This window comes from Labrenzia sp. R5_0 (genome assembly GCF_017743835.1).
In the GTDB taxonomy this organism is placed as follows: domain Bacteria; phylum Pseudomonadota; class Alphaproteobacteria; order Rhizobiales; family Stappiaceae; genus Roseibium; species Roseibium algicola.
In genome coordinates this window covers 348,651-361,318 of record NZ_JAGHRK010000003.1, presented here as the reverse complement: position 1 = coordinate 361,318, position 12,668 = coordinate 348,651, and the positions used below count along the sequence as shown (strand labels likewise).

At 60.1% G+C, this 12,668-nt stretch carries 11 protein-coding genes; 7 read left to right on the top strand and 4 right to left on the bottom strand.

Features of this window, described 5'->3' with window-relative positions:
- Window positions 1-6: 6 nt before the first annotated feature.
- Window positions 7-1,485: a pyridoxal-dependent decarboxylase gene (locus J7447_RS17010; protein WP_209170345.1), complete on the bottom strand. Its 1,479-nt coding sequence runs from the start codon at window positions 1,483-1,485 to the stop codon at window positions 7-9.
- 242 nt (window positions 1,486-1,727) lie between these two features.
- Here J7447_RS17010 and J7447_RS17005 point away from each other — a divergent pair, with 242 nt between their 5' ends.
- Entirely contained in the window at window positions 1,728-3,206 is a 1,479-nt protein-coding gene (locus J7447_RS17005; RefSeq protein ID WP_209170344.1) for a winged helix-turn-helix domain-containing protein, read from the top strand.
- A gap of 63 nt (window positions 3,207-3,269) precedes the next feature.
- On the opposite strand, the gene J7447_RS17000 is transcribed toward J7447_RS17005, so the two are convergent.
- Both J7447_RS17000 and J7447_RS16995 read right to left on the bottom strand, forming a co-directional pair.
- Window positions 3,270-4,022: an SDR family oxidoreductase gene (locus tag J7447_RS17000; RefSeq protein ID WP_031268692.1), complete on the bottom strand. Its 753-nt coding sequence runs from the start codon at window positions 4,020-4,022 to the stop codon at window positions 3,270-3,272.
- Window positions 4,023-4,207: 185 nt separating this feature from the next.
- Window positions 4,208-4,561 carry a cyclophilin-like fold protein gene (locus J7447_RS16995; RefSeq protein WP_209170342.1) on the bottom strand — a complete coding sequence of 118 codons (354 nt, stop codon included), beginning with the start codon at window positions 4,559-4,561 and terminating at the stop codon, window positions 4,208-4,210.
- 379 nt (window positions 4,562-4,940) lie between these two features.
- Here J7447_RS16995 and J7447_RS16990 point away from each other — a divergent pair, with 379 nt between their 5' ends.
- The 6 genes from J7447_RS16990 (at window position 4,941) to J7447_RS16965 (ending at window position 9,367) form a co-directional block, all read left to right on the top strand.
- A complete protein-coding gene (locus tag J7447_RS16990; RefSeq protein ID WP_152504849.1) occupies window positions 4,941-5,396 on the top strand; it encodes a cupin domain-containing protein in 456 nt (151 codons plus the stop codon).
- On the top strand, window positions 5,386-6,396 hold the full coding sequence (locus J7447_RS16985) for a PQQ-dependent sugar dehydrogenase (RefSeq protein WP_286189223.1): 1,011 nt from the start codon (window positions 5,386-5,388) through the stop codon (window positions 6,394-6,396). The genes J7447_RS16990 and J7447_RS16985 overlap by 11 nt, the downstream gene beginning before the upstream one ends.
- A gap of 87 nt (window positions 6,397-6,483) precedes the next feature.
- Window positions 6,484-7,380, top strand: coding sequence for a LysR family transcriptional regulator (locus J7447_RS16980; RefSeq protein ID WP_055659269.1), 897 nt, complete (start codon window positions 6,484-6,486; stop codon window positions 7,378-7,380).
- A gap of 112 nt (window positions 7,381-7,492) precedes the next feature.
- Window positions 7,493-8,254, top strand: a complete 762-nt coding sequence (locus J7447_RS16975; protein WP_209170340.1) for a carboxymuconolactone decarboxylase family protein — start codon at window positions 7,493-7,495, stop codon at window positions 8,252-8,254.
- A gap of 50 nt (window positions 8,255-8,304) precedes the next feature.
- Window positions 8,305-8,943 carry an NAD(P)-binding domain-containing protein gene (locus J7447_RS16970; protein WP_209170338.1) on the top strand — a complete coding sequence of 213 codons (639 nt, stop codon included), beginning with the start codon at window positions 8,305-8,307 and terminating at the stop codon, window positions 8,941-8,943.
- Window positions 8,944-8,971: 28 nt separating this feature from the next.
- Window positions 8,972-9,367, top strand: a complete 396-nt coding sequence (locus J7447_RS16965; protein WP_022999075.1) for a cupin domain-containing protein — start codon at window positions 8,972-8,974, stop codon at window positions 9,365-9,367.
- Between the two features lie 118 nt (window positions 9,368-9,485).
- Here the strand turns inward: J7447_RS16965 and J7447_RS16960 are convergent, their stop codons facing one another.
- The gene (locus tag J7447_RS16960) at window positions 9,486-12,653 is read right to left on the bottom strand and encodes an efflux RND transporter permease subunit (protein ID WP_209170336.1); all 3,168 of its coding nucleotides are present in this window, start codon (window positions 12,651-12,653) and stop codon (window positions 9,486-9,488) included.
- Between the last annotated feature and the right edge of the window lie 15 nt (window positions 12,654-12,668).

Sequence of the window (12,668 nt, the reverse complement as noted above, 5' to 3'; positions counted from 1 at the left end):
ACCCGGTTAGGCGGCAACTTCAATCGCGTCTGTAACGCGCAAAATTTCCCTGACAAGCAACTCGAGGTCTTCGCTTCGTGTGCGGTGGTTGCAAATGGCGACGCGAAGGCTATGACGGCCCCTGACAGTGGTATCCGAGAGCGCTGCAATGCCTTCCTCCTGAAGGCGAAGCATGATTTCCGTATTCAGAGCTTTCAGCGAAGCTTCGCCCATTCCGCCCGGGTCGTACCGAAAATTCACGATATTGATCACGGTCGGGGCCATGAGCTGCAGCCGCGGTTCGTTTTCGATCCTTGCCGAGAGCTCTTTTGCCTGAGAGATGTTCTGATCGATCAGGCGTCCGAATTTTTCGACGCCGTTTTCCTTCAGCGCCATCCAGATCTTCAGTGCTGCAAATCCCGCGGATGTGCCCATGTTGAGATCGTGCAGAAACGGCGCACCGGCGATCCCGCGAGGTTTCTCCTCCAGGTATTCCGGCGACAGGGCAAAGGCCTTTCGGTGAGCCTGGGCATCGCGCACCAGCGCGCACCCTGCAGTGAACGGAACATGCAGCCATTTGTGCGGATCGAGCGCCAATGAATCCGCGGTCTCCAGTCCGGCAACAAGCCCGCGATTTTCCGGAGCAATCGCGATCAGCGCCCCGATGCAGCCGTCGACATGAAACCAGAGCCCCTCGCGTTTGCACAAGGCACCGATTGCGTTCAGGTCATCAATGGCACCCGTGTTTACGGTGCCTGCAGTCGCGATCACGCAAGCAGGCTTCCTCCCGCTGGAACGATCGCGCGCTATCGCTTTTTCCAGTGCTGAAAGATCAATGTTTCCATCAGGTCCGGTTGCGACACGAACCAGCGCCTTGTTGCCAAGCCCCAAGGCTTCAAGCGACTTCTGGTGGCAAGAGTGGACCTGATCGGATGCGTAGAAACGCAACTGCGAGGGGATTGCCGCCACCCCTTCGCTTCGAACATCCACGCCCGCCATCTGGTTGCGGGCAATGGTCAGGCCGATCATGTTCGCCATGGATCCACCGCTGACGATCGTGCCACTTGCACCCTCGGGAAACCCGACCATCTGCTTGAGCCAACCGACGACCTGTCTGTCGACGAGGGCAGCCGCCGTGTCGCCGCCACCAAGATTAGATCCGTCGATAGCAGCCAGGAAGTCCGCGAGTGCACCTGTAAAGCTGCCCGATCCCATGAACCACATCCAAAAGCGCGGATGCAGGTTCCCCATCGAGAAGGGAAGCAGGTCTTCCTTGAGTTCCTCCAGGACGTTGTCGAGCGACGCGGGTGCTTGGGGCACACCTCCGGTAAATCTGGCGCGCACCTCGGGCGGCATCTGGCGCCAGAGTGGTCTGGAGCGAACGTTGCGGATATGCGCGAGCGAATACGCAAGCACGTTTTGCGCCGTGGCTTCCATCCGGTCCCAATCATCGGGATCAAGCGTTTCCTCGGCCTTGCGGGATACGGCTCCAGCCTCGTTTATCATTACTTCTCTCCCTCGATTGGAACGAACGCACGGAATGCGAATTGCGACCGCGATGATCATCGGCCCAGCTGATGCCTGCGTCTTTCAACGCGGGCGGCGCTGCTCGTTTGACCTTCTGCCTTTCGTGGCCTGGAAGCTTGGAGAGAACCTTCAGAAAAACTTTAGAACCCCCGTTTTTTTGATAATCTCGAGGGATGCTATTCCGTTTTGACACTTTCGAACTGGATACGGATCGGGTTGAGTTGAGAAGATCCGACGGCACGGCTGTGCCTCTGGAACGGCAAGTCTACCAATTGCTTCTGTTGCTGGTGTCCAACGGCGATCGGTTGACGACACGTGACGAGATCGTCGAAAGCATATGGGATGGTCGGCCCATCTCCGACGCCGCGATCGACAGCCGCATCAGCGCCGTGCGTGCCGCTGTCGGTGATGCAGGGCGCGAACAACGGCTGGTGCGCACCGTTCACGGAAAAGGTTTTCGCTTTCTGGGACGTGTCACTTTCGGGCAGGCAGGCCCCGCGCGCACTGAGCGAGGCCCGCCCTCGATCGGCATCCTGCCGCTTCAGACCTACGAACCGGATCCGGACCTTCAGCTTCTGGCCGAAGCCTTGCCGCACGAACTCATCCTGCAGCTGTCGCGCTTGCGCTGGCTGACCGTCATTTCACGTGGCACGACATTTCGCTTCCGGTCCCTGCCGGAGGCAAAGGCGGAGACGATCGGCGCAGCCCTGGATGCCCGCTACCTTCTGTTCGGTCAGCTTGAAAGAGACGGTACACACTTTGCGGCAACGGTTCAGTTGCTCGACACGGACTGCGACACCGTCGTCTGGGCGGAACGGTACCTGCTTGCGAAAGACGATCTTCTTCATGCGCGGGCTGTCATCGCGAGTGCGATCACTGCGGAAATTGATCTCAGAATTCATGCGCTCGAAGCTGCCCACGCCCAGAAAACGGGGACGGATCAGCTCGACGCCTGGTCGTCCTATCACCTCGGCCTGCAGCAGATGTACCGCTTCAACGCGAATGCCAATGCGGTTGCCGCAACGCATTTCCGCAGGGCCGTCGAACTCGACCCCAAGTTCGCCCGTGCGCATGCAGGCCTGTCGTTCACCCGGTTCCAGGACGCATTTGCACACTACGACGGCGACCGAGAGGCGGCCCTCACACAGGCCAAGGCCCATGCGGCAAAGGCGATGGAAGCGGATTCCTTCGATCCGTTTTCGAATTATGTCTGGGGACGGACATTCTGGCTGGATGGTGAGCTGGATACCGGCATCGTGCACATCGAGCGTGCCGTATCCCTCAACCCGAATTACGCGCAAGGACACTATGCGCTCGGCTTTCTTCAGGGGTTGTCGGGAAACGCGGAAGAGGCGATTTCGCGCGGCCGTCTTTCCTACCGCCTGAGCCCTCTTGACCCGCTGGCCTACGGAACATTCGGCACGCAGGCCATGGGTTTCCTGCATCAGCACAGGCTTGCCGAGGCTGCCGAAATGGCCGAACGCAGTGCGCTGACACCGGGAGCCCACTACCTTGTCAGCATGATCGTCGTTTCATTTGCAACCCTGGCCGGACAAACCGAACGGGCCGAGCGTTGGGCGAAAGATGTGCGGTCCCGACGTGCCGACGCGACCAGGCAAATGTTTCTGGAGGCTTTTCCCTTCAAGGATCCGCAATGGCGTGCCCGTATCGATGCCTCATTGGATGCGCATGGTTTTTAACCGCGTATGAGACCGGTGACGGCAGCGTAAATTTGCCGCCACCACCGGTCATTTCACCGGGTCTTACCAGGGCTGATTGGCCGGACCGACGGTGAACTCGTTGACCGTCGTGTCCTCCGGCAGCGACACTGCAAACTCGACGACGGCCGCGATCCGGTCGGCGGAGATGCCGTACTGGTCGTAAAGGGCCTGGAACGCTTCGGAACTGCCCTTGTCGCTGATCGTGTTCAGAAGTTCGGTGTTGATTGCCGCCGGGTAGATGGTTGCCGTGCGGATGTTGGTGCCTTCCATGGCAGATTCCATCCGCAGGACTTCCATGAACGAGCGCACGAACCACTTGGTGCCGCAATAGACCGCGCCGCCAGGATAAGCTTTCAGACCTGCAACGGAAGAGGTCGCGATGACATGGCCGGACTTCTGTTCGGCAAAGGTGGGCATGACGGCTGCAACACCGTTCAGCACGCCCTTGACGTTGACGTCGACCATCTGCTCCCACTCGTTCGTCTTGAGTGCGGAAATCGGCGAGGACGGCATGAGCCCCGCGTTCAGGAAAATGACGTCGAGTTTTCCGTAAGTGTCCTTCGCCAGTTTGACGATAGCCTCGTTTTCAGCCGGCACGGTGACGTCCAGCGCCTGATAGATGGCTTCGCCGCCAGCAGCCTTGATCTCGTTCGCGATGGTTTCCAGCTTGTCGGTGCGCCGTGCACCCAGCACGATCTTCGCCCCCTTGCTGGCCAGCAGCTTTGCGGTTGCTTCGCCGATGCCAGAGGAGGCTCCGGTAATGATGACGACTTTTCCCTTGATGTTGTCGGACATGATAGTCTCCTTGGGTTCTGAGTGTTCTTGTTCAGGCAGAGGAATGGCCCGGTTCACCGGGTCCAGACAGATCCGTTCTGCCGAAGCGAAAGCGTTTTCGAAGGTGTCGAAAATGAAGACACCTGCAGTCAGGCAATCCCGACGGGTGGACAGCCTGTTCCAGAATTTGCCGATCTTTGGCCGTATCAGTCGGCCGCTTCGATGCGGACCGAAAGCGGTCCATCACCCAGAAGGGTATCGATCGACCCGTCGAATGCGCCGAGCCTCACGAGGCCGCGGGAATTCTGAAACGGCTTGTAGAAGATCGCGATGTTTCCCCAGGGCGCGTAGTGCGTGATGTCGCCCTTTCGCGGCGTGTAGCTTGCCGGGGCTTCGGAGATATCGAGCTTGCGTGGCAGGTCCGCGACCTTTTCTGTCCCGTGATAGTCGGTCAGGGTCAGGTCGAGTGGCAACAGGGCCGCGAAGTCCCTGCCGGCGAGCGTATCGTCAAGCGTCGCCGGAAGAACCACGTCTTCAACGATCACCTTGATGCGGATCATGCGAGCCTCGTTCGATGGTTCGGTTGCATTTCCGGAAGCCCCCGCCCCGGCGCAAAACAGTGTCATTGCCAACGAGAGCAATCTTGACCTGAAAGCGGGCATTGCGGGGTTCCTCCGTTCTGTTGCTTCCAATCTAGGCGTCAGACCGACAAGGATTAAGCCCCCTCCAGGTACTGCCGCTCATGAGCAGCACTCATTAATCCGCACCCAGGTCACACCGGAAGGAGTGGAGCTCGTGGACAGACGGACAGCTCCACCGGGTTCATGAGTGATCCTCATGACTGCTTCCGACAGAGCCACCATTATCCACGCGTGCGTCTTGCCTACGTTCTTGAGGAAGGCCGAAAGGCCGCCTCACGACTGATGGAGACGACCTGAGATGAAACGCACCCTTGCAACGCTCGCACTCGTTCTTGCGGCTCCGGCTGCATTTGCACAATCCATGGAAATAACCCGCTCCGAAACCCTGGCGGGCCAATTGGGAAGCGGCGACTATTTTACCGGTACTGCCTATGTCGCCCCTGTTTTCCCGCCTGTCATGAACGATGTCAGCGCCGGTCACGTCACGTTTCTGCCCGGAGCCCGCTCCGCCTGGCACACGCATCCTGCGGGCCAGATGCTGGTCGTGACATCGGGGACCGGCTGGGTGCAGGAGCGCGGCCAGGATAAGCAGATCATGCAGGCCGGTGATGTGGTCTGGTGCCCGCCTGATGTCGAGCATTGGCACGGCGCGACCGACACCACGGCCGTTTCACATTACGCAATTCAGGCGACGGTTGACGGGTCCGCCGTTGCCTGGGGCGATCATGTGACGGACGAAGAATATGGCCAGTAAGCTTGTCGTCCACTTTTGTGGCGTCTTGTTTGCGATGCTGGTACCGGTGTCCGCCTCTGCAGCGGACACCGTGCTGAACGGCCTCGACTATCCCTGGGATATCGAAGCCCATGGCGGCAAGATCTATGTGACGGAGAAGAGCGGAACAGTCGGCATTCTTGCCGAGGGTTCCTTTACGCGCCTTCCCGTAGAGACCAGTCAGCCGATCCTGGATGACCGCGGCGGCGGCCTGCTTGGTCTTGCCATCAGCCCGGACTTCCCGGACACTGGCCGCATCGTGCTCTACCAGCACTACGGCACCCCGGACGCCCGGATGAACCGTGTCATCGAGGCCGAACGTCTCGGGGATCGATGGAAAGAGACACGTGTACTTATCGACGCCATTCCGGGCCACCCGCTTTACAACGGCGGACGCGTGGCCTTCGGTCCCGACGGCATGCTTTATGTCACCACCGGCTGGACCGAAAACAGGGAGCGTCCGCAAGACCTCGGCAGCCTTGCCGGGAAGATATTGCGCGTGACGCCGGACGGCGAAATCCCTTCAGACAATCCGTTTGCGGGCTCACCGGTCTGGTCGCTCGGCCATCGCAATCCCCAGGGCCTTGCCTGGGACGCCTCCGGGCAGCTCTTCGCAGCCGAGCACGGGCAGTCCGGCCATGACGAGGTGAACCGGATTGAGCGGGGCGGCAACTACGGTTGGCCGCTGATCCAGGGCGATGAAACCCGCGACGGCCTGCTCGCACCGCTGGCGCATTCGGGCCAGAGCACCTGGGCGCCTTCAGGCCTGACCTCGGACGGTGACCGGCTGCTTCTTGCGGGCTTGAGAGTGAACGGCATTCTGGAAGTGACCACCGATGGCCGGGTATCCGAAGCCTACCAGGCCGGAGAACGTATCCGGGACGTGCTTGTGTCGGATGGCGTGATCTATGCAATCACCACAAACCGGTCTCCCCGGCGGGAAGGGGCTTCTGAAGACAGGCTGATCCGGCTTGATCCCTGATTGCATAATCGATGGACCTCATGAGCCCGGCACATATATGTGGGAGAGACAGTGATGATTCTGGATGATCAGAACGGGACCTCCCACATGCTCCGAGAAAATATCAATGATCTCATCGCGCTTGCGGCTGTTGCGGAGGAACGCAGTTTCACGCGGGCCGCAGCGCGGTTGAACGTGTCTCAGTCCGCCCTGAGCCACACGATCAAGGGACTGGAGCAACGCCTGGGCCTGAGGCTTTTGACGCGGACGACCCGCTCGGTCGCTCCCACGATCGAAGGCGAAGACCTTCTGGCTACCCTGACACCATGCCTTGAAAAGATCGAAGCCAGGCTTCAGGCTCTCAACGATGCACGTGACCAGCCCACAGGAACAGTGAGGATCGTCGCGACGGAATACGCCATAGAAAGCCTCCTCTGGCCGAAGCTGTCTCCGGTTCTCAAGGCCCATCCGCTGGTCAATGTCGAATTCGTCATGGACTACGGTTACACGGACCTTGCCGATTCCCAATGTGACGCAGGTGTGCGGTATGGCGAACAGGTCAGCGAGGGCATGATCTCGATGCGTATCGGTCCGGACGAGCGCATGGTTTGTGTCGGATCACCCGACTATCTGGACAGGGTTGGCGAGCCGGAAACACCCCAGGATCTCGCGGACCATAGTTGCATCAACCTGCGGCTTTCCACCCATGGCGCACTCTATGCCTGGGAGTTCGAAGACAAGGACGGCAACGAAATCCGGGTGAAGGTAAAGGGACAAGCCTGCTTCAATACGATCAACCCGGTCATGCGTGCGTCCGTGGACGGTCATGGACTGGCACTGGTTCCCGAAAGGTTGGCGCAGGAACATCTTGCGGCCGGAACCTTGCGCACATGTCTTTATGACTTCAGCCCGTCGTTTCCAGGTTTTCACCTTTATTACCCCAGCCGGCAAAAGCCCTCGTTCGCCTTCCAGGTCGTCCTGGATGCCCTGCGGGATCGTGGTTGAGCCCACTCATGAGGTGACGTCATGAGTGGCTTGAAAGACCCGGTTATTAAGATACGTTTTTTGCGCTCCAGATTAGCAGGGTAATTGCCCACTTGCCGAAAGGGAGCTCCCGATGAAATCCATTCTCACCGCAGCCGGTCTGGCGTTGATGGCCACGACTGCAGCCGCTCAGGACGCGGCAGGAACCTTGCCTGCAGCCGTTGGCCGCGTTGCCCCGGCACTTGAAGCCTATGCGAAGGACGATCTATTCGGTGCGGAATGGAACGGGGCAGGCCTTTCCAAGAGAGACCGGGCACTGGTTACCTTTGCCGCCCTCATGACCCGGCACGAGACCGAAAACCTTGCAAGCCATGTGTCGTTGGCTCTCGATTCAGGCGTTACACCGGCAGAGATCTCCGAAACCATCACCCACCTCGCCTTCTATACAGGCTGGGGCAATGCCACCGCGGCCGCCGAAGCAGCCGCGCCGGTGTTTGAGGAAAGGGAGATCACCATTGAAGACCTGCCGGCCTCCGACCCGGACCTGCTGTCGCTCAACGAAGAGGCCGAAGCTGCCCGTGAAAACCTCGTACGCGGCAACTATGCGGATGTGAGCATGGGTGTCGTGGACAACACGCGTGAACTGCTGTTCCGCGATCTCTGGCTGCGTCCAGATCTCGCACCCCGCGACCGGAGCCTCGTGACGGTGGCCGCCTTGATTGCAGCCGGTCAGCCCGAACAGATGACATTTCACCTCAACCGCGCCATGGACAATGGTCTGACACAGGAAGAAGCCGGTGCCATGCTTTCTCACCTGGCATTCTATGCCGGTTGGCCGAAGGTGTTTTCGGCATTGCCGGTTGCCAAGGCCGTATTCGAAAAACGCGCGCAGTAACCGGTTCCCGCCGGAGCCGGCCTTGCCGCACGAAAGATCGGAACTGAGACATGAAGATAGGCATTCTGGGGTCGGGTCTGATGGGCGCCAAGCTCGGACAGCTCTGGGCGCGTTGCGGCCATGATGTGACCTTCGCCTATTCCCGCAGCCGCTCGAAGCTCGAACGTCTCGCCCAGGCGGCAGGCGCCTCGCACGGGTCGGTGGCGGATGCAGTCGAGAACGCGGACGCGCTGCTGCTGGCCGTTCACTGGTCGCGGGTGAACGACGTCCTCGCGCAAGCCGGGGATCTATCCGGAGCCGTGGTCCTGAACTGCTGTGTGCCCCTTGATCCGACGAACACGGATCTGGTGGTCGGTATCCAGTCGTCCGGAGCCGAAGAGCTGGCCGCCATGCGCCCGCAGGCCCGCTGGGTTTCCTGTTTCAACACGGTTCCCTCCGAGGCTTTCATGCCGGTTTTTTCGCAAAAGGAACGGACACCAAGGCCGCAAGTCCTGGTTTATGGGGATGATGCCGGTGCGAAGGAAGTTGCCGGTCTCCTGATCCGGGATATCGGTTTCGATCCTCTTGAAGCCGGCCCACTTCGCACGGCCCGCTTCGCAGAGCCCTTTGCCATGGTCACCGCCGAGTTGGCCTACAGCCAACCCGGGGGGCCTGCCCTAACCTACCGTTTTGAAAAGCTGCGCGGCTGACCGCGCAACAAGCATCAGGGAGTTGAAAATGAAAATCATCCGTTCCGGGACTGCTTCGTCCGTCAAGGGGCCAGACGACTGGTTCACTGGCACTGTGCGCATCGACCCGCTTTTCCAGGCCGAAGAACCCGGCCGGACCGGCGGTGCCCATGTCACCTTCGAGCCCGGCGCACGCACGGCCTGGCACACCCATCCGGCCGGACAGACACTGATCGTGACCTTCGGCCGTGGCCGGGTTCAGCGCGAAGGCGGCCCCGTGGAAGAGATTTCCCAGGGTGACGTCGTCTGGTTTCCCGCAGGAGAAAAACATTGGCACGGTGCCGCACCCGACACAGCCATGAGCCACATCGCCATTCAGGAAAGCATCGACGGCTCCCCCGTCACCTGGATGGAGAAGGTCTCGGACGAAGATTACACCGGCTGAACGACCGCCAGCCGGGCCCAAAGGCCCGGCTGCCATGCCTCGGAGAATGTCCGTTTTCCGACACCTGCGACTGACGTCCCCTGTGCTGTTCACCAACGGCCGGAGGACGTTCACGTATTCACGCCGATTGCCGGCTGTTCCCGTCAGGCAATTCCTCGTCTTCGGCACTCCGGGGAGTGGAATCGGCGACCTTGGACTTGCGGCCGAAGAGCTTCGAAACGACGACGTAGAATGTCGGCACCAGAAGCACCGCAAGCACCGTTGCCGATATCATTCCTCCAAGAACACCCGTACCGATTGCTCGCTGGCTGGCCGAACTGGCGCCCGTCGCAAAAGCAAGCGGAACCACGCCGAGAATGAAGGCGAATGACGTCATCAGGATCGGCCGGAAGCGCAGTTTCGACGCTTCGACCGTTGCTTCCAGCAGGGAACGCCCCTCGTTCCTGAGATCCCGGGCAAACTCGATGATCAGGATGGCGTTCTTGGCAGACAGTCCGATGATCGTGATCAGCCCCACCGTGAAATAGATGTCGTTGGGCAGGTTTCGCATGGTGACCGCAACGATGGCCCCGACTGCGCCAAGCGGAACGACAAGCATCACGGCGATTGGAACCGACCAGCTTTCGTAGAGCGCGGCAAGGCACAGGAACACGAAGACGAGCGACAGGCCGAGCAGGAAGGGAGCTGCGTTGCCTGAAGCCTTTTCCTGGTATGACAAGCCCGTCCATTCGTAGCCGAAACCATGCGGCAAAGACTGGAAAAGCCGTTCCATTTCTGCCATCGCCTCGCCACTGGTGTGGCCGGGCGCAGGGCTGCCGCTGATCTTGATCGCCTGGAGACCGTTGTACCCGACCACTTGCGTCGGCCCCAGTTCCCAGCGCGCACTCGCGAAGGCGGAGAGCGGCACCATCTCGCCGCGGCTGTTGCGGGCGTTCAGGTCAAGCAGGCTCGCAACGTCCATCCGCTCGGCCGCTTCTGCCTGAACGATGACACGCTGCATCCGGCCAGCGTTCGGAAAGTCCGCGACATAGCTCGATCCAATCGACGTGGACAACACCGCATTGATTTCATCGAAGGCGACCCCGTAGGCGTTCGCCTGCCGGCGATCGATATCGAGCATGATCTGCGGAGCAGGCGGCAGACCTTCGATGTAAGGGTATTGCAGGATCGGGCTTTGCCAGGCCATGCCCAACAGGGCGTTGGCAGCCTGCACAAGCGCGTCATTTCCGTGATTGGCACGGTCCTGCAAACGGAAACTGAACCCGCTGGCATTGCCAAGCGCTGCAATGGGCGGCGGCGTCAGGGTGAACACTGAGCCTTCCGGAATGCCGGCAAGTGCTCCCAGGGCCGAACCGACGATGGCTTCGGAAGAATCGCCCGGTCCTCTTTCCGACCAGTCCTCGTAGGTTGCGAAGGAGATCCCCGCGTTCTGGCCGTTGCCATTGAACCCGAAGCCAAGGATCGAGACGATTTTCCTGACGCCTGACCTGTTCATGAAGAAGTCATCGACCTGATCAAGAACACCGGCGGTGCGCTGCGCGGTAGACCCGGCCGGCAATTGCGTCGCGGCGATAGCGTATCCCTGGTCTTCCACCGGCAGAAAGCCGGAAGGCAGGCGAACATAGGTGTAACCCAGGCCCGCCAGGATCGCCATGTAGATCACCATCATGCGGTAATTGCGTTTCACGGCTCCGCCGACGACGCGGCCGTAGCCATTCGTCGTCTTGCCGATCAACCAGTCGAACCCACGGAAGAACCAGTTCTTGTGATGGGCATGGCCTTCGGGGATTGGTTTCAGGATCGTCGCGCACAACGCCGGCGTAAGGGTCAAAGCCATGAAGGCTGAAAACACCATCGACATGACGATCGTCACGGAGAACTGCTTGTAGATGATCCCGATGGCCCCGGGAAAGAATGCCATCGGCACAAACACCGCAATCAGGACGACCGTGATGCCGATGACGGCACCCGTGATTTGCTTCATAGCCTTGACGGTGGCCTCCTTGGGTGGAAGACCTTCCTCGGCCATGATGCGCTCGACGTTTTCGACAACCACGATCGCATCATCGACCAGGATACCGATCGCAAGCACCATCGCGAACATGGTCAACACGTTGATCGAGAACCCGAATAGCTGCAGCGCGGCACATGTTCCCAGCAAGGCGATCGGCACGACAAGCGACGGGATCAGCGTGTAGCGGAGGTTCTGCAAGAACAGGAACATGATGACGAAGACCAGCACCACCGCCTCGATCAGCGTGTGAATGACCTTCTCGATGGAAATCGAAACAAAGGGCGTGGTGTCATAAGGGATCTCGAAACTGACGCCCTGGGGAAAGTTTGCCGCCAGTTCCGCCATCCTCGATTTGACAGCGTCGGCGGTCACAAGCGCGTTTCCACTCGCATTCAGCTGGATGCCGATCATCGCGGCTTCCTGACCGTTGATACTCGAGGAGATCGCATAACTTTGCGCGCCGAATTCCACGCGCGCCACGTCTCCGAGGCGCACCACGGATCCGTCGGGGTTGGCCCGCAGTACGATTTCCGCAAATTCCTCGGTGGTCGACAACTGACCCGTGGTCGAGACGGTGGCCGTAATTTCCTGGCCAGCCGCACTCGGCTGGGCTCCAATGCTGCCGGACGACACCTGGGCGTTCTGTCCAGCAATCGCGCCAGTCACGTCCCTGGCTGTCAGGTTGAGGCCGACGAGCTTTTTCGTGTCGATCCAGACGCGCATCGCCCGTTCTGTTGCGAACAGTTGCGCCTTGCCGACGCCAGGCAGACGTCGCAATTCATCAATGACATTCCTGGCAGCGAATTCGCCCAGGTCGACAGCATTCAAACGGCCATCCGTCGAGACAAGGCCGACAAAGAGCAGAAAGGAGCTGCTGGTTTCCTCGACCCGCACCCCTTGCTGGCGAACCGAAGGCGGCAGGCGCGCCTCCACACGGCTGATCCGGTTCTGCACATCCACGGTCGCGACCTGCGGATCAGTGCCCGCTTCGAACGTGATGTTGATGGTCACGCTGCCTTGCGCATCGCTGACGGAATCGAAATAGAGCATCCCCGTCGCGCCGTTCATCTCCTGTTCGATGAGCTTGGTGACACTGTCATAGAGATTTTCCGGTGTGGCGCCGGGATAGCTGGTTGTCACCGCAATCGTGGTTGGTGCCACGTTCGGATATTGGGAGATGGGCAGGAACGGAATTGCGATCGCACCTGCCAGGGCAATGGCAAGTGCGATGACCCAGGCAAAAACGGGCCGTTCGATGAAATACTGCGGCATTTGAAAGGACCTGTT

Excerpts from the sequence above, each read along its gene's own strand:
- J7447_RS16960 (WP_209170336.1), bottom strand. The coding sequence starts at position 12,653 with ATGCCGCAGTATTTCATCGAACGGCCCGTTTTTGCCTGGGTCATCGCA.
- J7447_RS17010 (WP_209170345.1), bottom strand. The coding sequence starts at position 1,485 with ATGATAAACGAGGCTGGAGCCGTATCCCGCAAGGCCGAGGAAACGCTT.
- J7447_RS17000 (WP_031268692.1), bottom strand. The coding sequence starts at position 4,022 with ATGTCCGACAACATCAAGGGAAAAGTCGTCATCATTACCGGAGCCTCC.
- J7447_RS16990 (WP_152504849.1), top strand. The coding sequence starts at position 4,941 with ATGAAACGCACCCTTGCAACGCTCGCACTCGTTCTTGCGGCTCCGGCT.
- J7447_RS16980 (WP_055659269.1), top strand. The coding sequence starts at position 6,484 with ATGCTCCGAGAAAATATCAATGATCTCATCGCGCTTGCGGCTGTTGCG.
- J7447_RS16995 (WP_209170342.1), bottom strand. The coding sequence starts at position 4,561 with ATGATCCGCATCAAGGTGATCGTTGAAGACGTGGTTCTTCCGGCGACG.
- J7447_RS16975 (WP_209170340.1), top strand. The coding sequence starts at position 7,493 with ATGAAATCCATTCTCACCGCAGCCGGTCTGGCGTTGATGGCCACGACT.
- J7447_RS16965 (WP_022999075.1), top strand. The coding sequence starts at position 8,972 with ATGAAAATCATCCGTTCCGGGACTGCTTCGTCCGTCAAGGGGCCAGAC.
- J7447_RS16970 (WP_209170338.1), top strand. The coding sequence starts at position 8,305 with ATGAAGATAGGCATTCTGGGGTCGGGTCTGATGGGCGCCAAGCTCGGA.
- J7447_RS16985 (WP_286189223.1), top strand. The coding sequence starts at position 5,386 with ATGGCCAGTAAGCTTGTCGTCCACTTTTGTGGCGTCTTGTTTGCGATG.